General features: G+C 64.4%; 20 protein-coding genes. 4 read left to right on the forward strand and 16 right to left on the reverse strand.

What is annotated here, in order from left to right:
* Positions 1-4: 4 nt before the first annotated feature.
* The 3 genes from GTP44_RS11615 to eat are packed head-to-tail and all read right to left on the reverse strand — an operon-like array spanning position 5 to position 3,643.
* Complete coding sequence (locus tag GTP44_RS11615; protein ID WP_161019549.1) at positions 5-1,396, reverse strand: ethanolamine ammonia-lyase subunit EutB; 1,392 nt, start codon at positions 1,394-1,396, stop codon at positions 5-7.
* A 23-nt stretch (positions 1,397-1,419) separates the two neighbouring features.
* Positions 1,420-2,229: a TorF family putative porin gene (locus tag GTP44_RS11620; RefSeq protein WP_161019550.1), complete on the reverse strand. Its 810-nt coding sequence runs from the start codon at positions 2,227-2,229 to the stop codon at positions 1,420-1,422.
* Positions 2,230-2,269: 40 nt separating this feature from the next.
* Positions 2,270-3,643 (reverse strand): ethanolamine permease, encoded by a 1,374-nt coding sequence (gene eat / locus GTP44_RS11625; RefSeq protein WP_160989025.1) that lies wholly within the window; start codon positions 3,641-3,643, stop codon positions 2,270-2,272.
* A gap of 125 nt (positions 3,644-3,768) precedes the next feature.
* Here eat and GTP44_RS11630 point away from each other — a divergent pair, with 125 nt between their 5' ends.
* The gene (locus GTP44_RS11630) at positions 3,769-4,725 is read left to right on the forward strand and encodes a helix-turn-helix domain-containing protein (RefSeq protein WP_161019551.1); all 957 of its coding nucleotides are present in this window, start codon (positions 3,769-3,771) and stop codon (positions 4,723-4,725) included.
* Positions 4,726-4,760: 35 nt separating this feature from the next.
* Here GTP44_RS11630 and secF read toward each other — a convergent pair whose 3' ends face one another.
* From secF to queA, 5 genes are all read right to left on the reverse strand, one after another.
* The gene (gene secF, locus GTP44_RS11635; protein WP_160989023.1) at positions 4,761-5,783 is read right to left on the reverse strand and encodes a protein translocase subunit SecF; all 1,023 of its coding nucleotides are present in this window, start codon (positions 5,781-5,783) and stop codon (positions 4,761-4,763) included.
* A 25-nt stretch (positions 5,784-5,808) separates the two neighbouring features.
* Positions 5,809-7,677, reverse strand: a complete 1,869-nt coding sequence (gene secD, locus GTP44_RS11640; RefSeq protein WP_161019552.1) for a protein translocase subunit SecD — start codon at positions 7,675-7,677, stop codon at positions 5,809-5,811.
* 59 nt (positions 7,678-7,736) lie between these two features.
* Positions 7,737-8,072: a preprotein translocase subunit YajC gene (gene yajC, locus GTP44_RS11645; RefSeq protein ID WP_161019553.1), complete on the reverse strand. Its 336-nt coding sequence runs from the start codon at positions 8,070-8,072 to the stop codon at positions 7,737-7,739.
* A gap of 71 nt (positions 8,073-8,143) precedes the next feature.
* Positions 8,144-9,283 carry a tRNA guanosine(34) transglycosylase Tgt gene (gene tgt / locus GTP44_RS11650; protein WP_161019554.1) on the reverse strand — a complete coding sequence of 380 codons (1,140 nt, stop codon included), beginning with the start codon at positions 9,281-9,283 and terminating at the stop codon, positions 8,144-8,146.
* Between the two features lie 2 nt (positions 9,284-9,285).
* A complete protein-coding gene (gene queA / locus GTP44_RS11655) occupies positions 9,286-10,311 on the reverse strand; it encodes a tRNA preQ1(34) S-adenosylmethionine ribosyltransferase-isomerase QueA (protein ID WP_161019555.1) in 1,026 nt (341 codons plus the stop codon).
* A 75-nt stretch (positions 10,312-10,386) separates the two neighbouring features.
* Here queA and recG point away from each other — a divergent pair, with 75 nt between their 5' ends.
* The gene (recG, locus tag GTP44_RS11660; protein WP_161019556.1) at positions 10,387-12,453 is read left to right on the forward strand and encodes an ATP-dependent DNA helicase RecG; all 2,067 of its coding nucleotides are present in this window, start codon (positions 10,387-10,389) and stop codon (positions 12,451-12,453) included.
* 132 nt (positions 12,454-12,585) lie between these two features.
* Here the strand turns inward: recG and GTP44_RS11665 are convergent, their stop codons facing one another.
* The 6 genes from GTP44_RS11665 to GTP44_RS11690 all read right to left on the reverse strand — a co-directional run bounded on the left by GTP44_RS11665 (position 12,586) and on the right by GTP44_RS11690 (position 19,159).
* Positions 12,586-13,797, reverse strand: a complete 1,212-nt coding sequence (locus GTP44_RS11665) for an MFS transporter (RefSeq protein WP_161019557.1) — start codon at positions 13,795-13,797, stop codon at positions 12,586-12,588.
* Between the two features lie 60 nt (positions 13,798-13,857).
* The gene (locus GTP44_RS11670; RefSeq protein ID WP_161019558.1) at positions 13,858-14,853 is read right to left on the reverse strand and encodes a Gfo/Idh/MocA family protein; all 996 of its coding nucleotides are present in this window, start codon (positions 14,851-14,853) and stop codon (positions 13,858-13,860) included.
* Between the two features lie 55 nt (positions 14,854-14,908).
* Entirely contained in the window at positions 14,909-15,709 is an 801-nt protein-coding gene (locus GTP44_RS11675; protein WP_161019559.1) for a DUF3025 domain-containing protein, read from the reverse strand.
* Positions 15,710-15,712: 3 nt separating this feature from the next.
* Positions 15,713-16,765, reverse strand: a complete 1,053-nt coding sequence (gene pyrC / locus GTP44_RS11680) for a dihydroorotase (protein WP_161019560.1) — start codon at positions 16,763-16,765, stop codon at positions 15,713-15,715.
* Positions 16,766-16,974: 209 nt separating this feature from the next.
* The gene (locus GTP44_RS11685; RefSeq protein WP_161019561.1) at positions 16,975-18,423 is read right to left on the reverse strand and encodes an amidohydrolase family protein; all 1,449 of its coding nucleotides are present in this window, start codon (positions 18,421-18,423) and stop codon (positions 16,975-16,977) included.
* A 10-nt stretch (positions 18,424-18,433) separates the two neighbouring features.
* Positions 18,434-19,159 (reverse strand): amino acid ABC transporter ATP-binding protein, encoded by a 726-nt coding sequence (locus tag GTP44_RS11690; protein ID WP_161019562.1) that lies wholly within the window; start codon positions 19,157-19,159, stop codon positions 18,434-18,436.
* A 209-nt stretch (positions 19,160-19,368) separates the two neighbouring features.
* Here GTP44_RS11690 and GTP44_RS11695 point away from each other — a divergent pair, with 209 nt between their 5' ends.
* Complete coding sequence (locus GTP44_RS11695) at positions 19,369-20,607, forward strand: dicarboxylate/amino acid:cation symporter (protein WP_161019563.1); 1,239 nt, start codon at positions 19,369-19,371, stop codon at positions 20,605-20,607.
* A gap of 44 nt (positions 20,608-20,651) precedes the next feature.
* Here the strand turns inward: GTP44_RS11695 and GTP44_RS11700 are convergent, their stop codons facing one another.
* Positions 20,652-20,852 carry a hypothetical protein gene (locus tag GTP44_RS11700; RefSeq protein ID WP_160989009.1) on the reverse strand — a complete coding sequence of 67 codons (201 nt, stop codon included), beginning with the start codon at positions 20,850-20,852 and terminating at the stop codon, positions 20,652-20,654.
* Positions 20,849-21,238, reverse strand: a complete 390-nt coding sequence (locus tag GTP44_RS11705; RefSeq protein ID WP_161019564.1) for a hypothetical protein — start codon at positions 21,236-21,238, stop codon at positions 20,849-20,851. The genes GTP44_RS11700 and GTP44_RS11705 overlap by 4 nt, the downstream gene beginning before the upstream one ends.
* A gap of 47 nt (positions 21,239-21,285) precedes the next feature.
* Between GTP44_RS11705 and GTP44_RS11710 the strand changes: the two genes are divergently transcribed.
* Complete coding sequence (locus GTP44_RS11710) at positions 21,286-21,441, forward strand: hypothetical protein (protein ID WP_160989007.1); 156 nt, start codon at positions 21,286-21,288, stop codon at positions 21,439-21,441.

Consider the following 21,441-nt stretch of genomic DNA (forward strand, 5'->3'; position numbering starts at 1 on the left):
TCCGTCAAGCCAGGCGCGACAGCGCGCGTGCGAACGCCGGCGGCAGCGTTGCCGCCGGCGTGGCCGCCTCGTCGCTGGTGAAAATCGCCATCTGCCGCAGCCAGGCCTCGAATTCAGGCGCCGGCTTCAGGCCCAGCACGCGGCGCGCGTACAGCGCGTCGTGGAACGAGGTGGTCTGGTAGTTCAGCATGATGTCGTCCGAGCCGGGGATGCCCATGACAAAGGTGCAGCCGGCCGTGCCCAGCAGCGTCAGCAGCACATCCATATCGTCCTGGTCGGCCTCGGCATGGTTGGTGTAGCACACATCGCAACCCATCGGCAGGCCCAGCAGCTTGGCGCAGAAATGGTCCTCCAGCCCGGCCCGCACAATCTGCTTGCCGTCGTACAGATACTCGGGACCGATGAAGCCGACCACCGAGTTGACCAGCAGCGGTGCGTAGGCGCGCGCCACCGCATAGGCGCGCGCCTCGCAGGTCTGCTGGTCGACGCCATGGTGGGCGTTGGCCGACAGCGCGCTGCCCTGCCCGGTTTCAAAATACATGACGTTGTTGCCAACGCTGCCGCGCCCCAGCGACAGCGCCGCCTGTTGCGCCTCCGCCAGCAGCGCCAGGTTGATGCCGAAGCCGGCGTTGGCGGCCTCGGTGCCGGCGATCGACTGGAACACCAGGTCCACTGGCGCGCCGCGCTCGATGGCGGCGAGGGTGTTGGTCACATGGGTCAGCACGCAAGACTGGGTCGGGATGCCATAGCGGTCAATGATCTCGTCCAGCATGGTGACGATCTGGATCACCTGCGGCACGTTGTCGGTGGCCGGATTGATGCCGATGACGGCGTCGCCGCTGCCGTACAGCAGGCCGTCGAGCACGCTGGCGGCGATGCCGGTGGCGTCGTCGGTCGGGTGGTTCGGCTGCAGCCGGGTCGACAAGCGCCCCGGCAGGCCGATGGTGTTGCGGAAGGCAGTGACCACGCGGCATTTCCTGGCCACCAGGATCAAATCCTGCACCCGCATCAGCTTGGAGACCGCCGCCGCCATTTCCGGCGTGACGCCGGGCGCCACCGCGGCCAGCGCGGCGCTGTCGGCGGCGTCGCCCAGCAGCCAGTTGCGAAAGTCGCCCACGGTCAGATGGGCGATGGCGGCGAAGGCGGCGCGGTCGTGGCGGTCGATGATCAGCCGCGTCACCTCGTCGTTCTCGTAGGGAATCAGCGCCTGCCGCAGAAACACGCTGAGCGGCAGGGCGGCCAGCGTCATCTGCGCCGCCACGCGCTCCTCGGCGGTGGCGGCGGCCAGCCCGGCCAGATAGTCGCCGGAACGGGCCGGCGTGGCCTTCGCCATCAAGTCCTTCAGGTCGCGGAACTGATATGTCCTGCTGCCCACCATGTGCGAAAAACTGCTCATGCCCCCCCTCCGCGCTGCGCTATTCAGAAATTGCGGGTCACCGACAGCAACAGCCGTTTCTGCGCCACATACTTGCCGCTGCCATCGGCATTGTAGAAGGTCCACAACGGCGTGCCATCGCGCTCTTGCTTGCCGCTGTTGTACACGGCGGCGGCCGAAAACGCCCAGTTGCCCGCCGTCTTGGTCACGCCCGCCTTGACGTCGTAGAAATTGTACATGCCCAGATTGCGCACGCTCTGGCGGCCGGCGTGCAGATTCAGCGTCAGGCCCGGCGCCAGTTCCGGATTCCAGTTGACCTCGCCATACAGCGAGCCGCGCGTGTCGACCTGCCGGCCGCTGAACGGATCGGTGGTGAAGCCGAACCAGTACTTGCTCAGCGTTACCCAGCCGGTGACATTGAACGCGCCGGTGTTCCAGGCCAGCTTGGCGTCCTGGCTATGGTACTTGATGTCCTTGCCGCCCGCCGGGTAATGCGCGCCGGGGAACCAATAAGTGACGACGCCGGCGTCGAGCGTGCTGTCGGCCCCCACGGGCGCGCGGTAGCCGCCGTAGACGTCGATCTCGGCGCCGCCGCCGTTGTTATAGGCCGCGTGCGAGACGCCGGAGCCGAACAGGCCGACATACCAGCCGCTGGCGTGGGTGAAGTCCAGGTTGGCCTGCGCGGTCGGCTTGGCCTGGGTTTGCGAGATGCTGCGGAACAGGTAATCGGACACCACGGTGACATTGCCGGTGTCGGTCCATGCCGGCGCCGGATCGGCGGCGAAGGCGCCGCCGCTGACGGCGGCCAGCGTGAGAAGGGTCAGGGTACGGACGCGGGTGCGAGTAAGGGTCATGCGTAGTCTCCAGGGTTAAGCGGATAGGCGGATTAGCGGATTAAGCGGCGGCGTGCCGGATGCGGTTGCTCTTGGTGGCGAGGAAGAAGCCATAGCCCACCGCGAGGAAGGCGGCGAACAGGCCGAAGATCAGCGGGTTGTAATAGATCATGGTCACCATGCACACGCAGGCGCCGGCCAGCGCGATGGCCGGGAACAGCGGGAAGAACGGTGCGCGGAAGGGCCGCGCCATGGCCGGCTCGGCGCGGCGCAGCTTGAACAGGCTGAGCATGCTGAGGATGTACATGGTGATGGCGCCGAACACCGACATGGTGACGATGTTGGCGGTCAGCGTCTGGCCGCCAAACTTGATCAGCTCGTCGCTGTAGATGGCGGCGATGCCGACCACGCCGCCGGCGATGATGGCGCGGTGCGGCGTCTTGAAGCGCGGATGCACGGCGGCCAGGTAGCGCGGCAGGTAGGCCTCGCGCGCCAGCGCATAGATCTGCCGCGAGTAACCGAGGATGATGCCGTGGAACGAGGCGATCAAGCCGAACAGGCCCAGCCACACCAGCATGTGCAGCCACTTGCTGTGCTCGCCCACGATCAGCTTCATCGCCTGCGGCAGCGGGTCGTTGATGTTGGCCAGCTTGGTCCAGTCGCCGGCGCCGCCGGCAAACACCATGACGCCGATCGCCAGCAACACCAGGGTGATGATGCCGGTGATATAGGCGATCGGAATCGAACGGCTCGGCTCCTTGGCCTCCTCGGCCGCCATCGCCACGCCCTCGATCGCCAGGAAGAACCAGATGGCGAACGGAATCGCGGCAAACATGCCGGGGATGGCCAGCGCGCTGAAGCTGTCGTGGCCGGCCCAGCCACCCTTGGTGAAGTTGGTCATCGAGAAGCCCGGCGCCACCACGCCCATGAACACCAGCAGCTCGAAGATGGCCAGCAGCGCCATCAGCAGTTCAAAGCTGGCGGCGATCTGCACACCGACGATATTGAGCGTCATGAAGACCAGGTAGGCGCCGACCGCCGCCAGCTTGGGGTCGATGGTCGGAAACTGCACGTTGAGGTAGGCGCCGATGGCCAGCGCGATCGCCGGCGGCGCGAACACGAATTCGATCAAGGTCGCGGCGCCGGCCAGATAGCCGCCCAGCGGACCAAACGCGCGCTTGCTGTAGGCAAACGGGCCGCCGGCATGCGGGATCGACGTGGTCAGCTCGGTGAAGCTGAAGATGAAGGTGATGTACATCACGGCGACACACAGCGCGGTGATGATGAAGCCCAGCGTGCCGGCCGAGGCCCAGCCATAGCTCCAGCCAAAGTATTCGCCCGAAATCACCAGGCCGACCGCGATGCCCCATAGCTGGAAAGTACCCAGTGACTTCTGTAGCGCCGGGGAAGCCCCGGCTGCCGGTTGTGCGCTCATCTTATTCTCCTAAATAGCGGGTATGGAAGTTGCTCGATTTGAGTATAGGAGCGCGTGCGGCGCCGCCGTTATAGGAAATCGGCAAACCTGCGGCACGCGCAAAAACAACCACAGCAGGAATCGACATGCACCACACCGGCACACTCCTCCCGCACCAACAGAGCGCCATCCGCACAGTGCTGGCGCACGATGCCGACCAGTTGGCGAGCGAACTGACCAACTGGCACCAGTGTTACGACCAGATCAGCGCCGGCCTGTTCCACGGCGCGCTGACCGAGTTGCGCTTGCCGGAGCTGCAAGTGTTTCGTGAGGATCTGAATCAGGCAGTGCGGCAGTCCTGCCGGGTGTGGCCGGACGCCATCTGGTTCGGCCTGCCCGAACACGGCGCGCTAACGCGCATCAACGGCCGCCAGGTGGAAGCGGACTGGATCATGGTGCAGCCCGGCAATGTGGAATTTGAACTGGTGACGCCGGCGGCCTACCGCATCTACGGCATCGTGGTCAGCCGCCAGTCGCTGGTGGAGGCGGCGCGCCGCCAGGGCTGCCAGATCGACTGGCAACGGCTGCGGTCGGCCGAGGTGCTGCGGGTCGACCGTGACGCGCGCGCCGCCTGCGCGCGCCTGCTGGCGCGGCTGCTGCCGGAGGCCGGCGCCAGCTTGCCGGCGGACGCGGGCGGCCCATGGCGGCAGGACGTGCTGTCAGCACTGCTCGACATGCTGGACCAGCGCTGCGTCGAACCGGCGCTGGCCGCCAGCCTGCAACGCCGCCGCCAGACGGTGGCGCGGGTGCGCGACTACATCGCGGCCCACCACGGCGACAGCATCACGGTACCGGCGCTGTGCGCGCAGGCGCACGTCAGCCGGCGCACGCTGCAATACTGTTTCGAGGATGTGCTGGGCATGAGCCCGCTCGCCTACCTGCGCACGGTGCGGCTGAACGGCGTGCGGCGCCAGCTGCGGGACGGCCGCGCCATCGGCGAGCTGGCCGGCGAGTGGGGGCTGTGCAACTTCAGCCAGTTCTCGTCCGACTACCGCAAGCTGTTCGGCCTCAGCCCATCTGCCGCGCTGAAGCGGCGCGGCTAAAAAAAATCCCTCCGCGCGGGAGGGATCGGGACGACTTAGACGACGGCGCCGTCGGTTTCATCTTTCGGCTTGATCGGCTTGATCAGGTCTTCACGCTTGACGCCCAGCCACATGGCGACGGCGGCGGCGACGAACACCGACGAGTAGATACCGAAGCAAATACCGATGGTCAGCGCCATGGCGAAGTAGTGCAGCGTCGGACCGCCCAGGAACAGCATCGACAGCACCATCATCTGCGTGCAGCCGTGGGTGATGATGGTCCGCGAGATGGTCGACGTGATGGCGTTGTCGATCACCTCGTGCACGGTGGCGGTGCGCTGCTTGCGGAAGTTTTCGCGAATCCGGTCGAAAATCACCACCGACTCATTCACCGAGTAGCCCAGCACCGCCAGGATACCGGCCAGCACGGTCAGCGAAAATTCCCACTGGAAGAAGGCGAAGAAGCCCAGAATGATCACCACGTCGTGCAGGTTGGCGATAATCGCCGCCACCGCGTACTTCCACTCGAAGCGGATCGCCAGGTAGATCATCACGCCGATAATCACCATCACCAGCGCGTTCAGGCCGTTCTGCTTCAGCTCGTCACCGACCTGCGGGCCGACGAATTCCACTTTTTGCAGGCCGACCAGCTCACTGCCGGCGGCGTTCGAGCAGGACTGCTTGACCACGTGCTCGCCCTTGGCGGTCACGGTGTCGATCTGCTGCATGCTGCCGCTTTCGGCTTTGCACAGCGCGTCGTACACCTTGGCCGAGGCGTCTTTCGAGGTGATGCCCTTGATCACCGGCAGACGCAGCATGACGTCGTGCGCGGTGCCGAAGCCGGTGGCTTCAGGCTGCTCGTAGCCGATCGATTCCAGCGTGTGGCGGATCTTTTCCAGATTCGCCGCCTGCTGGTATTTCAGCTCCATCACGGTGCCGCCGGTGAACTCCACCGACAGGTGCAGGCCGCGATGCAGCAGGAAGAACACGGCCGCGACGAAGGTCAACGCCGAAACGACGTTGAACACCAGCGCGTGGCGCATGAACGGGATGTCTTTTTTAATGCGGAAAAATTCCATGTTTCGTGCCCCGAGTTATGTCCGACTATTTCTGACCCGGTACCCAAACGGTACCGATGGCGATCGATTGCAGCTTCTTCTTGCGGCCATACCAGAGGTTGACCACACCGCGCGACACAAACACGGCCGAGAACATCGAGGTCAGGATACCCAGCGTGTGCACCACGGCGAAGCCGCGGATCGGACCGGAACCGAACACCCACAGCGCCACACCGACGATCAGCGTGGTGACGTTGGAGTCGATAATCGTCGCCCAGGCGCGGTCGAAGCCGGCGGAGATCGCCTGCTGCGGCGAGGCGCCGGAACGCAGCTCTTCACGCACCCGTTCGTTAATCAGCACGTTCGAGTCAATCGCCATCCCCAGCGCCAGCGCGATCGCGGCCATGCCCGGCAAGGTCAGCGTGACCTGCATCAGCGACAGGATGGCCAGCAGGAACAGCAGGTTGCAGGCCAGTGCGAACACGCTGAAGAAGCCGAACATCATGTAGTAGATGATCATAAAGATGGCGATCGCGGCGAAGCCGTACACGGTCGAGTGAATACCCTTGTTGATATTCTCCGCGCCCAGTGCCGGACCGATGGTGCGCTCTTCGATCACGTCCATCGGCGCCGACAACGCGCCCGAGCGCAGCAGCAGCGCCAGCTCGGTCGAGTTTTCCATGCTGCCCATGCCGGTGATCTGGAAGCTGCTGCCCAGTTCCTGCTGAATGGTGGCCACCGACAGCACTTCGCCCGGCTTGCCCTTCTTCTCGAACAGCACGATGGCCATGCGCTTGCCCACGCGTTCGCGGGTGGCGTCGCGCATGCGGCGGCCGCCGTCGCCGTTCAGGTCGATGCTGACCGCAGGCTGGTTGTTCTGGTCGGTACGCGCCATGGCGCTGGAGATGTAGTCACCGGTCAGCACCACGTCCTTGCTGAGGATGACCGGCACGCCCTTGCCGACGGTGAACAGTTCCGAGTTGAATGGCACGGCGGCCGACAGCTCGGTGCCCGGCGTGATCGACTCGTCGACCATGCGCACTTCCAGCGTGGCGGTGCGGCCGATCACGGCGCGCGCGCGCGCCACGTCCTGCACGCCTGGCAGCTGGACCACGATGCGGTCCGGGCCCTGCTGCTGGATGATGGGTTCCGCCACGCCCAGCTCGTTGACGCGCTTGGACAGGGTGGAGATGTTCTGCTTGACGCCGTCATCGATGGTTTGCTTCAGCGCGGCCGGTTTCAGGCTCATCACCGTTTTCAGCTCGCTGCCGGTGCCGGCATCGACGAACTGCAGGTCGGTCATGGTGCCGTTCAGTACGTCCTTGGCCTTCTGGCGGGTGGCGTCGTCACGGAATTTGATTTCCACGGTGTTGCCGACTTTCTCGATACCGGCGTGGCGCACGTTCTTGTCGCGCAGCGCGACGCGGGCCGCCGTCTGCATGCCCTGCACGCGCTTGTTCAGCACGCCTTCGGCGTCGACTTGCATCAGGAAGTGCACACCGCCGCGCAGGTCAAGGCCGAGGTACATCGGCAGCGCGTGCAGCTTCTGCATCCATTTCGGCGTGTCGGCCTGCAGGTTCAGGGCCACCAGATAGGTCGGATCTTCGGGATCGGTGTTGAGGCCTTTTTCCAGCACCGACTTGGCGTGGAACTGGATGTCCGGGGTGGCGAAACGTACACGCACCGAGGCGTAGTTGCCAGTACCGTCGTAGGTGATGCCGTCATTGGCGATGCCGGCCTGGGCCAGCACATCGGCCACCTTGGCGGTCATGTCCGACGTCATTTTGACGGTCGACTTGCCGCTGGTCACCTGCACCGCCGGCGATTCGCCGAAGTAGTTGGGCACCGTGTACAGCGTGCCCAGTAGGATGGCCACCACGATCAGGATGTATTTCCAGACTGGATAACGATTCATATAGCTCTAACGTTCAGTGTAGACGTCAAAAGGCCCGCGCGACGGCGGGCCCGGGGAAGTTACAGGCTTTTCAGCGTGCCGTTCGGCAGCACGGTGGTGATCGCGTTCTTTTGCACGACCAGTTCCGCGCCGCTGGAGATTTCCAGCGTCACGTAGGCGTCGGCGATCTTGGTGATCTTGCCCAGCACGCCGCCGGCGGTCACCACTTCGGCGCCCTTGGTCAGCGCTTCCATCATGGCTTTCTGTTCCTTGGCGCGCTTCTGCTGAGGACGAATCATCAGGAAGTACATGGCCACGAACATCAGAATCAGGAAACCATACTGACCCAGGAAGCTGGACGAACCCAGAACGTCGGTCGCGGATTGGGCGTAAGCATTGGAAATGAAGAAGGACACAGTGACTCCGATATCTATAGTTTAAAAAACAGCGCTGTATTCTAGCACTGGCCGCCCGCCATGCAGGACTTTTAGACCCCGCGCGCGCGATCGGCGTGGAATTGCTGGACCCAGGCCGGGAAACGGTCGGCATCCAGGGCATCGCGCATCTGCTGCATGATGTCCAGGTAGTAATGCAGATTGTGGATGGTGTTCAGCCGCGCGCCGAGGATCTCCTGGGTGCGGTTCAGGTGGTGCAGATAGGCGCGCGAGAAGTTCTTGCAGGCGTAGCAGGAGCAGGTGCTGTCATACGGCTCCTTGTCCTCCTTGTAACGGGCGTTCTTGATCTTGATGTCGCCAAAGCGGGTGAAGATCCAGCCGTTGCGGGCATTCCGGGTCGGCATCACGCAGTCGAACATGTCGACGCCGTGGGACACGCCCTGCACCAGATCCTCCGGCGTGCCGACGCCCATCAGGTAGTGCGGCTTGTTGGCCGGCAGTTTCGGGCCGACGTGTTGCAAGATACGCATCATATCTTCCTTCGGCTCGCCGACCGACAGGCCGCCGATGGCCAGGCCCGGGAAGTCGATGTCCTCCAGACCGGCCAGCGATTCATCGCGCAGGTTCTCGAACATGCCGCCCTGGACGATGCCGAACAGCGCGTTCGGGTTCTCGCCGCGATGGAACTCGTCGTGCGAGCGCTGCGCCCAGCGCAGCGACATGCGCATCGACCTGGCCGCCTCGTCCAGCGTGGCCGGGCGGTTGTTGATTTCATACGGCGTGCACTCGTCGAACTGCATCACGATGTCCGAGTTCAGCACGCGCTGGATCTGCATCGACACTTCCGGCGACAGGAACAGCTTGTCGCCGTTGATCGGCGAGTTGAAGTGGACGCCCTCCTCCGTGATCTTGCGCATCGCGCCCAGCGAGAACACCTGGAAGCCGCCGGAGTCGGTCAGGATCGGCTTGTCCCACGCCATGAAGTCGTGCAGGCCGCCGAACTTGGCCATGACGTCGTTGCCCGGACGCAGCCACAGGTGGAAGGTATTACCCAGAATAATCTGGGCGTTGATTTCCTTCAGCTCCAGCGGCGACATCGCCTTGACCGAGCCGTAAGTGCCGACCGGCATGAAGATCGGCGTCTGCACCACGCCGTGGTTCAGCTTGACCTCACCGCGACGGGCTTTGGTCACGCCGGTGGTGTCGGTTTTGTGTAATTTAAATTCCAGCATTCTTATTCCTTGTTCTGCGTCGTCAGCAGCATGGCGTCGCCGTAGCTGAAGAAGCGGTATTCATTGGCGATCGCGTGGGCGTAGGCCTTGCGGATCTCTTCAAACCCGGCGAACGCCGACACCAGCATCAGCAGCGTCGATTTCGGCAGGTGGAAATTGGTGATCAGACGGGTCACCGTTTTGAACTGGTAGCCCGGCGTGATGAACAGCGCCGTATCCGCGCTGCCCGCCTCCAGCTGGCCGCTCTGCGACGCCGACTCCAGCGCGCGCAAGGACGTGGTGCCCACCGCCACCACATCGCGCCCGGCCGCGCGCGTCGCGCGCACCGCATCCACCGTCTCCTGCGGCATGGTGTACCACTCGGTGTGCATCTGGTGATCCGACAGCTTCTCATGGCGCACCGGCTGGAAAGTGCCGGCGCCGACGTGCAGCGTCACGTAAGCGAAGTTGACGCCCTTGGCCTTCAGCTTCTCCAGCAGCGGCTCATCGAAATGCAGGCCGGCGGTCGGCGCCGCCACAGCGCCCGGCACCTTGTTGAACACCGTCTGATAACGGTTCTCGTCGAACGAATCGGCATCGTGCTCGATGTACGGCGGCAGCGGCAGGCGGCCGTGCGCCTCGATCAGATCGAAGACATCGGCATCGAAGTGCAGCGTGAAGAACTCGCCGGCGCGCTCGCCGACCGTCACATCGAAGGCATCGGCCAGACGCATCTTGGTGCCGGCCAGCGGCGACCGCGAGGCGCGCACCTGGGCCAGCACCGTGCGGTTGTCCAGCACGCGCTCGACCAGCGCCTCGACCTTGCCGCCGCTTTCCTTGGTGCCGAAGAAGCGCGCCTTCAGCACCCGGGTATTGTTCATCACCAGCAGATCGCCGGCCTGCAACTGGTCGACGATATCGGCGAACTGGCGGTCGATAATCTTCTCCCCGTCCAGATGCAGCAGACGGGAAGCGCTGCGGTCTGGCAGCGGGAATTGCGCAATACGCTCTTGCGGCAAGTTAAAATCGAAATCGGAAAGCGAATACATTTGCGGACACTCTGTTCTTAACAAAAATACGGCAGGCCTTACAATACCGGCGGCCAACCCTCTATTTTACGCCATATGCCTGTTTCACCGTCTAAAACTGCTAAAAAAACCGTCAGCGCAGAAGCCAAACTGGCGAAATTGGGCTTGCACACCGATATGGACCTGGTGCTGCACCTGCCGATGCGCTACGAGGACGAAACCCAGGTCATCAGCATCGAAGAAGCCCGGCTGCATGGCGGCGACACGTCACAAGTTGAGGGCGTTGTCGTCAAAAACGAGATCGCCTACAAGCCAAGACGGCAATTATTGGTCCACATCAGCGACGGCAGCGGTGATTTGCAGTTGCGCTTCATGAATTTCTACGGCAGCCAGGTCAAGCAACTGGCCGAGGGCACGCGGGTGCGCGCGCGCGGCGAATTGAAGCACGGCTTCTTCGGCGCCGAGATGGTGCATCCGGCCTACAAGGTGGTCAACGAAGGCGCACCGCTGCCCACCTCCCTGACGCCGGTCTACCCGGCCGGCGAAGGGCTGTCGCAGCCGGTGCTGCGCAAAGCCATCGGCGACGCCATGAAACGGGTCGACTGGACCGACACCGTGCCGGCGGAGATTCGCCAGCAGTTGCAGCTGTCCGAGCTGGAACCGGCGGTCAAGCTGCTGCACTATCCGCCGCAACAGGTGGACGAACACGCGCTGGCCGACCGCTCGCATCCGGCCTGGACGCGCGTCAAGTTCGACGAACTGCTGGCGCAGCAGCTGTCGCTGAAACGCGCCCAGCGCGCACGCCGCGCCAAAGGCTCGCCGGCGCTGACAGTGATCGGCGCGCTATCGGCCGGCTTCCAGGAAGCCCTGCCCTTCAAGCTGACCCGCGCCCAGCAAAAAGTGCTGAACGAGATCCGCGACGACCTGCGCCAGCCGTTCCCGATGCAGCGCCTGTTGCAAGGGGACGTCGGCAGCGGCAAGACCGTGGTCGCCGCGCTGGCGGCGGCGCAGGCGATCGACAGCGGCTACCAGGCCGCGCTGATGGCGCCGACCGAAATCCTGGCCGAGCAGCACTTCCGCAAAATCGCCGCGTGGATGGAACCGCTGGGCGTCAAGGTCGCATGGCTCAGCGGCAGCCTGAAAAAAAAGGACAAGCAGGCCGCCTACGACATGATCGAATCCGGCGCAGCGCGGCTGGTGGTCGGCACCCACGCGCTGCTGCAGGAGGTGGTGACGTTTGAAAACCTCGGGCTGGTGATCGTCGACGAGCAGCACCGCTTCGGCGTCGGCCAGCGCCTGGTGCTGCGCAACAAAGGCGTCGAAGGCGCGGTGCCGCACCAACTGATGATGTCGGCCACGCCGATTCCGCGCACGCTGGCCATGACCTACTACGCCGACCTGGAAGTGTCGGTGATCGACGAGCTGCCGCCGGGACGCAGCCCGATCGTCACCCGCACCATCGACCAGAATCGCCGCGACGAAGTGATCGAGCGCGTACACGCCGCCGCGCAGGAAGGGCGGCAAGTCTACTGGGTCTGTCCGCTGATCGAAGAATCGGAAGCGCTGCAACTGCAAACCGCCACCGATACGCACGCCCTGCTGGCCGAAGCGCTGCCCGATCTGCATGTCGGCCTGGTGCACGGTCGATTGAAGGCGGCGGAAAAGCAGGAAGTGATGGACGCCTTCATCGCCAACGACATGCAGGTGCTGGTCGCCACGACGGTGATTGAAGTCGGCGTCGACGTGCCCAACGCCTCGCTGATGGTGATCGAGCACGCCGAGCGCTTCGGCCTGTCGCAGCTGCACCAGCTGCGTGGCCGCGTAGGCCGGGGCTCGGCGGCGTCGGTGTGCCTGCTGCTGTATCAAAGCCCGCTGGGCCAGATCGCCAAACAGCGCCTGATGACCATGCGTGAGACCACCGACGGCTTCGAAATCGCCCGTCGCGACTTGGAGATCCGCGGCCCCGGCGAATTCCTCGGCGCGCGCCAGTCCGGCCAGGCCATGCTGCGTTTCGCCGATCTGGAGACGGACGGCTGGCTGGTCGACCAGGCGCGCGACGTCGCCCACGAACTACTGCACGCCAACACCCCCGAAAAAGCCGCCACGGTCGAAGCCCACCTCGCCCGCTGGCTGGGCGGCCGCGAAGAATTCCTCAAGGTGTAACCCCGGGGTTACCGGGTTAGAAGCAGAGGTCGATGCGGTTGGCGAGGTCCACCACGAAGTCTGGCCGCAGGTAGGCGGCGAATACCAGCGCCAGCACGGCGGCGATGGCGGCGCGCGGCAGCCAGGTTTTCATCATGCCGCCTGCGCGCGCACCAGCGGGCGCTCGTTGATCGGCAGGTTGATCAGCCCGGCCATGACGCCCAGCGCGATCGCGATGCCCCACACGATGTCGTAGCTGCCGGTGGTCGAGTACAGGTAGCCGCCCAGCCAGACGCCCAGGAAGCTGCCCAGCTGGTGCGAGAAGAACACCATCCCCGCCAGCATCGACATGTGCTTGACGCCAAACACGCCGGCGATGATGCCGTTCGTCAGCGGCACCGTCGACAGCCATAGCACGCCCATCGCCGCCGCAAACAGGTACACCGACAGCGGCATCAACGGCGCCAGCAGGAACAGCGAAATCACCACGGAACGCGCGAAGTAAATCGTCGACAGCAAATGGCGTTTCGGCAGGCGCCCGCCCAGCTTGCCGGCGTAGTACGAGCCGAAGATGTTGAACAAGCCGATCAGCGCCAGCGCCAGCACCGCGACGCCGGCATCGCCGATGCCTTTGTCCTTGAGGTACGCCGGCAGGTGCACGCCGATGAACACCACCTGGAAGCCGCACACGAAGTAGCCCGCCACCAGCAACAGGAAGGAGCGATTGCGCAGCGCCTCGCCCGCCGCTTCGCGGATGCTTTGCTGCGGACCATGCGCATGCGCCACCGCCGGCTCGCGCAGATGAAAAGCCATCGGCACCATCAGCAGCACCAGCAAGGCGCCCAGGATGTAGAAGGCGTTCTGCCAGCCCACCGCCGATATCAGTTGCTGCTCGACCGGCATCATCATGAACTGTCCAAACGAGCTGGCGGCGCCCGAGATACCGAACGCCCACGAGCGTTTTTCCACCGGCGCCACGCGGCCGATGATGCCGCTCACCGCGCCAAACGCGGTACACGCCAATCCGACACCGATCAACAACCCGGAGCCCAGCACGAACAAGGTGGGTTGCGTGATGGTCGCCATCCACACCAGCCCAAGCATGTATGAAATGGCGCCGACCAGCACCACGCGCATGGTACCGAAACGGTCCGCCGCCATGCCGGCGAACGGGCCGATGGCGCCCCACATCAGGTTCTGCATGGCCTGCGCCAGCGAATAGGTCTCGCGCGTCCAGCCGTTGGCCTGCGAGATCGGCTGCATCCAGAAGCCGAAGCCGTGCCGCACGCCCATCGCCAGCGTCAGCACGACGCCGGTGGCCAGCAGCACGGTCTTGAGTGTGGGAGCGCGCTCGGCGACGAACATGATCTGTCCCTGTTGTTGAATTGGTATCCGTTGATTGTAACCAGTTCGTGCCGGCCTTGCTCAGGCGTCGGCCGGATAGCGCAGGCCGATCTGCGCGCGGATCTCGTCCAGCGTGCCCATGATGGCCAGCGTTTCCGCATGCGGCATCACCGGGCTTTCGATCAGCCCCGCGCGCAGGCAGCGCCCCACCTCCTGCGCCTCGTGCGTGTAGCCATTGCCGCTCTTGGGCAGCGTCACCGTGCGCTCGCTGCGCGAGGCGCCATCGACCACCGTGACGGTGAAGCTGTCGGCGTTGTGGAAGCGGTCGTGCAGCCGCACAAAGCCCTTGGTGCCGGAGATGGTCAACTCGGTCGGCGTGCGCGCACGCAGGCTGCAGGCGCACGACGATACGGCGCCGCCTTCGTGCGTCAGCGTGAACGCGGTCTGCATGTCGACGCCGGTGTCGGTCATCTCCGCCTGCGCCTTCACGCCCGCCACCGCACCGAGGAAGAACGACGACATCGACAGCGGATAAATGCCCAGATCCAGCAGCGCGCCGCCGCCCAGCGCCGGCGCGAACAGGCGGTGCTCCGGCCCCGCGTTCGAGGTGAAGCCGAAATCGGCGCTGACGTGCGCCGGCTTGCCGATCTCGCCGCTGTCGACGATGCGTTTGGCTTCCGCCACGGCCGGCATGAAGCGCGTCCACATCGCCTCCATGACGAACAAGCGCTTCGCTTGCGCCAGACGGATGATGTCCTCGGCCTGGCGGCGGTTCATGGTGAACGACTTCTCCACCAGCACCGCCTTGCCGCCGTTGAGGCACATCAGCGCATTCTCATGGTGCATCGGATGCGGCGTGGCGATATAGACGACGTCCACCTCGGGATCGTCGGCCAGCGCCTGGTAGCTGCCGTGAAAGCGCTCGGCGGCAAACTCCTGGCCGAACTTGGTAGCGCTATCTACGGTGCGTGACGCAACCGCCGCCAGTGTTGCGCCGGGCGTGTCCCGCAAGGCGGTGGCGAAATCCCGGGCGATTCTGCCCGTCCCCAGAATACCCCAGCGAATCGGCTGCGTCATGGCGTGCTCTTTCTGCCGCGTCGGCGGCGTGTTGGTTGATGTTGGAATGGCTATTCTACTGCGCTTCGCCGCTTGCGCGCTTGGGCCGGAACACCGTTGTGTCGGCGTAGAAGGCGGCGTCCTGCTCCGGCCACCAGCCCGGCACGCCCAGCGCCTGCATCGGCGTGAACGCGGACGTGTCCAGTCCCTGCTCGGCCAACTCCCGCGCCACGCGCGCGTCGATCCATGCGCGGCGCGCATCGTGCGTCAACGTGAAGAAGCGCTCATCGGCAAGCACGATGCGCGTGTGCGCGGTGATCGCCTTGCGCGGCGCCACCAGCTTCTCCATCAGCGCATGGCCGAACAGCCAGACCTGCGCCGCCGCGCCCCATTGCGCGCGGCGCTCGACAAACGCCTCGTGCCAGCGATGCTCGCGCAGCGCATCGATCAGCATCTGCCCGTCGACGCTATCGCGCACCACCAGCAGCGCGGCGTTTTCATCGAAGATGGTGGCGCCATCGCGCGCCGGCCCGCGCGACTTGCCCACGCCGTCGCGCGCGATCTGCGCCGCCTGCAAGGCGTTCAGCTGCACTTTAATGCGCGGGAAAGTCAGCCATACCAGGCCGTTGAAGAAATCGTGGAAGTTGTCGCGCGTCGGCACGCCGCCGGTGGCGCCGATATGTTCCTCGTAGGCCGTGCCCTCCGGCAGATCCTCCTGCGGTACAAAGGAGATCGGCAGGCCGAGATGATTGCGCAGGCCCAGCGCGGCGGCCTGCGCACAGAACCCATCGCGGAAATGCGTCTGCGCCGACAACCGGCTGGCAGCGTCGCGTACCGATTCGTACCAGGGACGCGACCAGTCGATCAACTCCAGCACTGCTTACACCATCTTCCAGTTGATGGTTTCGCCGGCGTTGAGGGGAATGACCCGCTGGTCGGCCAGCGGCAGCGCTTCGGGCAGCGTCCACTGCTCGCGCTTGAGCGTGATGGTGTCCTGATTGACCGGCAGGTTGTAGAAGGCCGGACCATTCAGGCTGGCGAAGGCTTCCAGCTTGTCCAGCGCACCGGCGCGCTCGAAGGCTTCGGTGTACAGCTCCATCGCGTGCAGCGCGGTATAGCAACCGGCGCAACCGCAGGCGGCTTCCTTGGCGCCTTGCGCGTGCGGCGCCGAATCGGTGCCGAGGAAGAAGCGCTCGTCGCCGCTGGTCGCGGCGGTCACCAGCGCCAGGCGGTGCTCTTCACGCTTCAGCACCGGCAGGCAGTAGTAGTGCGGACGAATGCCGCCCTTGAAGATGTCGTTGCGGTTGTACAGCAGGTGGTGCGCGGTGATGGTGGCGGCGATCGGGCCTTCGGCTTCGGCCACGTACTGCGCGGCGTGCTTGGTGGTGATGTGCTCGAACACGATGTTCAGCGCCGGGAAATCACGGCGCAGCGGGCGCATCACGCGCTCGATGAAGAGCGCCTCGCGGTCGAACAGGTCGATGTCCTGGTCGGTCACTTCGCCGTGCACCAGGAATGGCATGCCGACTTCCTGCATCTTCTCCAGCACCTTGTAGCAGTTGGCCAGGTCGGTGACGCCGGCGTCCGAGTTGGTGGTGGCGCCGGCCGGGTACAGCTTGACCGCGTGCACCACGCCGCTTTCCTGCGCGCGCAGGATTTCATCCGGCTGCGTGTTGTTGGTCAGGTAAAGCGTCATCAGCGGCTCGAAGTTCATGCCCTCCGGCAGCGCCGCCAGAATGCGTTCGCGGTAGGCGATGGCGGCGGCGGCGGTGGTGACCGGCGGTTTCAGGTTCGGCATCACGATGGCGCGGCCGAACTGGCGCGCGCTGTGCGGCAGCACGCTGGCCAGCGTCGCGCCATCGCGCAGATGCAGGTGCCAGTCGTCTGGACGGAGGAGGGTGATGCTGTCGGGAGTGGTTGCAAGATCGGACATGGCGGCAGGTTTTCAGGCTATCAAATGCGAATAGCCGACATTTTACCTCGTCGCGGTGCCCGCGCCCGGCTTTATAAGCTGGTCGACGAAGCCGCCGCCAGCCATGCTCCGGTCACGATCACCGGCAAGCGCAACAACGCAGTGCAGGTCTCCGCCGAGGATTGGGCGTCGAATTGCGCATGTGGACGCATTACGATTAGCGACGCTGTTTATTCCGCCTTGGTCTGCGCGGCCCAGGCTTTGGTGTCGGCCAGGATTTGGTCGAGACGGGCGCGGTCGTAGAGGTTGCCGTGGCTGATCACGGTGCGGATCTGGCGCGTGGCCGAGATGTCCCGCAGCGGATTGGCGTCCAGCACCAGCACGTCGGCCGCGTTGCCGGCTGCCAGCGCGCCGTAGCGGTCCTGCTTGCCCAGGAAACGCGGGCCGTTGATGATCGCGGTCTGCAAGGCCTGCGCCGGCGTCAGGCCATAGTTCACGTACAGGCCTATCTCGTCATGCAAGGCCTGGCCCGGATAATCGTAGGAATTCAAAAAACCGGCATCGGTACCGGCGATGATGCTGACGCCCTCCTGCTGCAGAATCGGCAGCAGCGAGGCCGATTTCTCAAACACCGCCTTGCGATGCGCGATCGCCGCCGCGTCATCCTGCGCCGCGCGCCGCACGCGCCAGTCGTAGGTGGCGCGCAAGCCCTTGCCGATATACTGCAAGGCCTCATCGTGCGAGTGGTCGTCCTGATCCAGATACGCCACCACGCGCGACACCGACAGGGTCGGCACCACCGCCGTGCCCTTGGACGCCATGTAGCGGAACGACGCACGCGCCGTCGCCTCATCATAAGAAGCCAGGCTCTGCTTCACGGCCTCACGCCCGCTCAGCGTGCCGGCCGCCACCTGCGCGGTCAGCGCCGTCTCCTTCGGCGTGGCCGCGCGCAGCAGGTAGGACTGGTGCTCCACCGTGCCCAGGCCCGCATCGAACATCGTGGCCAGGGTGAGCTGCACCGGAATGTGGCCCGAGGTGCGCATGCCCCGCTGCCTGGCCTGACGCAGCGCCTCCAGATACATCTCCGGCTTCAGCGTATTCTCGGTAATTTTGACGAAGTCCACCTTCTGCGCCTGCAGCCGGTCCAGCGCCTTGCTGATCTCTTCCGGCGTGCCGACCTCGATCGTGCCCTTCCACAGCGGCTTGTAACCCTCCAGCTTGGCGCCGGACGTGAAGATGGTCGGCCCTTCCAACTGACGCGCATTGATCTGCTCACGCCACTGCAGCACGGTATCCGGCAAATCGCCCGAGCAATCGCGCACGGTGGTGATGCCATATGCCAGATGCAGCGCCAGCAGATGCTTGTTCTCGTCGATCAGCGCCGGCCCGCCGCCAAAGTGCACATGGGTATCCCACAGCCCCGGCATCACATACTTGCCCGGCAGGCTGATAATTTTCTTGGCGGCATAATTGGACAACTGCTTATCATCCACCACCGCCAGAATCGTATCGCCCTTGAGCACCACCGATTTGCCCGTGACCGTCTTGCCGGCCGCCACATCGATCAGGGTCGCCTTGGTCAGCACCAGATCGGCAGCGATTTTGTCGGCCGCATGGGCGGCACTCAACAGTCCCAGCGCCAGCATCGCGCCACTTAATTGCTCAACAGAAATCTTCATCGTGCATTCATCAGTGAATAATACGGGCCAAAAAGTCGCGGGCGCGTTCCGTGCGCGGCGCCTGGAAGAACTCCTCCGTGGGCACCTCTTCCAGAATCGCCCCCTGGTCCATGAACACCACCCGCTGCGCCACCTTGCGGGCAAAGCCCATCTCGTGGGTGACCACCATCATGGTCATGCCATCCTGCGCCAGGCCGACCATCACCTCCAGCACCTCGTTGATCATCTCCGGGTCCAGCGCGGAAGTCGGTTCGTCGAACAGCATGGCGATCGGGTCCATGGCCAGCGCGCGGGCGATCGCCACCCGCTGCTGCTGCCCGCCGGACAGCTGGGCGGGGAATTTGTCCTGCTGCGCCAGCAGGCCCACGCGGTCCAGATACAACAGGCCGCGCGCGCTGGCCTCCTCCTCGCCGCGGCCCAGCACCTTGATCTGCGCCAGCGTCAGGTTCTGGCGCACCGACAGATGGGGAAACAGCTCGAAGTTCTGGAACACCATGCCGAGACGCGCCCGCAGCGCCGGCAAATCCGTGGCTTGAGCGCCGACCGAGGTGCCGTCGACGATAATAGCGCCTTGCTGGAACGGTTCCAGCCCGTTGACGGCCTTAATCAGCGTGGACTTGCCGGAGCCGGACGGGCCGCAAATCACCGTCACGGCGCCCTTCTCGACGTGGGTGCTGCATTCCCTGAGCACCTGAAATGCCCCGAACCACTTGCTGACGTTGTTGATATCGATCATAGGAAAATAGATTATTCGGTCCGGCCGGGCGCGGCGCGGCGACGCGCTTGACAGCGCCCCGGCCCACAAGGATACTGCGGAACTTGCCAATAGTTTCAGCAGCCGGCGCACTCCAAACCGGCTGTCGCCTACGCAAACAAGAACGCAGCGGCGGCCATCCCGCCCGTTGCGCAGGCCCAGAGAGACACTACCACAGGGAACCCGAAAATATGAACAAACAAAGCCGCTTGACCACCTACATCCTGATTGGTCTCGCCATCGGCATCATCACCGGCTACGTCGCCAACACCAACCTGGCCAATCCGACCGGCTTCGCCGACACCATGGCGCTGATCACCACGCTGTTCCTGCGGCTGATCAAGATGATCATCGCGCCGCTGGTGTTCTCCACGCTGGTGTGCGGCATCGCCAAGATGGGCGACGCCACGGCGGTCGGCCGGGTCGGCGTCAAGACGCTGGGCTGGTTCTTCATCGCCTCGGTGATGTCGCTGAGTTTGGGCCTGGTGCTGGTCAACATCTTCCGTCCGGGCGACGCGCTGCTGGGCCACATGGCGGCCACCGCCGCCAAGGCCGACCTGGCCACGTCCAGCCTGACGCTGAAGGACTTCGTCACCCACCTGGTGCCGTCGTCCATCGTCGACGGCATGGCCAAGAACGAAATCCTGCAGATCGTGATCTTCTCGCTGTTCTTCGGTTCGGCGGCCGCCGCCATCGGCCAGAAAGCCAACGTGCTGATCGAGGCGCTGGAGGGCGTCGCCCACGTGATGCTGAAAGTCACCGGCTACGTGATGATGTTCGCGCCGTTCGCCGTATTCGCGGCGGTGGCCGGCACCATCGCCAAGAGCGGCCTGGGCGTGCTGTCGACGTATGGCGTGTTCATGGCCGAGTTCTACTTCGGCATCGCGCTGCTGTGGGCCTTGCTGATCTTCATCGGCTTCCTGTTCCTGAAGGGCCGCGTCTTCGCGCTGATGAAAGAGATGCGCAGCCCGGCGCTGCTGGCCTTCTCGACCGCGTCGAGCGAAGCGGCGTATCCGAAAACGCTGGAAGGCCTGGAGCGTTTCGGCGTGCGCAACCGCATCGCCTCGTTCGTTCTGCCGATCGGCTACTCGTTCAACCTGGACGGCTCGATGATGTACTGCACCTTCGCCACCGTGTTCATCGCCCAGGCCTACGGCATTGAAATGTCGCTGGGTCAGCAGCTGACGATGATGGCGGTGCTGATGCTGACCTCGAAGGGCATGGCCGGCGTGCCGCGCGCCTCGCTGGTGGTGATTGCCGCCACGCTGGGCCAGTTCAACATTCCGGAAGCCGGCATGCTGCTGCTGCTGGGCATCGACCACTTCCTCGACATGGCGCGCTCGGCGACCAACGTCATCGGCAACGGCATCGCCACTGCGGTCGTCGCCAAATGGGAAGGCGAGATGGACCCGCCGAAAGAAGCCGCGTAAGCGGAGACCAGCAAGCCACCGTTCGCGGTGGCTTTTTTTCGTCTTTACAACCAGGTTCGCTTGCCCTCTGGCTTGGCGCCCATTTCCCGCAGCCGGCGGCGCAGGCGGAAGTTGTCGCCGATCGTGCCGGCCAGCGCCAGCAGAACGATGATGTTCAGCGCGTCGCTACCGAATATTTTGAAGAACAGCGCCGCGCCGACAGCACAAGCCACCCCGGTAAGCAACAACATCAAGCCATCTTTCATTTGCTCCTCCGCTTATAAATCTCAGGATGGCGCACCAGCACGCCCGGTAGCCAGGGACGATGCAAATGATTCATCTGGGCGTCGAGCAGCACATCCGCGATCGATGTGCCACCTGCAAGGCTACGCCCGGTGGCCACTGCAATGCTGCCAATAACGGCCCCCACATAATACGCGGCGCTCATTGCCCCGATCACCGCAAGCTTTTCGCCCCTCAGGCCGGCACCTATCATTTCCCGAACCGTCACACGTTTGCCGAACCGCTCCAACAGCCCGATAAGCGCCGTCGCGGCCCCGAGCGCCAATTGGGCATTACCAAACAGGGTTTCCGGTGCAGGCAGGCCCGGCGCGTCCATATTTTCTTTGAAGTATTTATAGAATTCAGACATAAGTCCTCCGAGGTGTGCAATGTCATCGAAGGGTAATCCGAGTAGCCATGATGCGCTTTGCGGCGGCGCATATCAAGCAGGCGGAGCGTTTGCACAGAATCGATTCCGGCCTGCACCACAATGTGTTCGGCGGCTTGGTCAGCCTGCAACCCGGCATCGACAGCGCGGGCGCAGGTACGCTGAAGATGCGCGACGTTATATAG

Source organism: Duganella lactea (assembly GCF_009857505.1).
GTDB lineage: Bacteria > Pseudomonadota > Gammaproteobacteria > Burkholderiales > Burkholderiaceae_D > Rugamonas > Rugamonas lactea.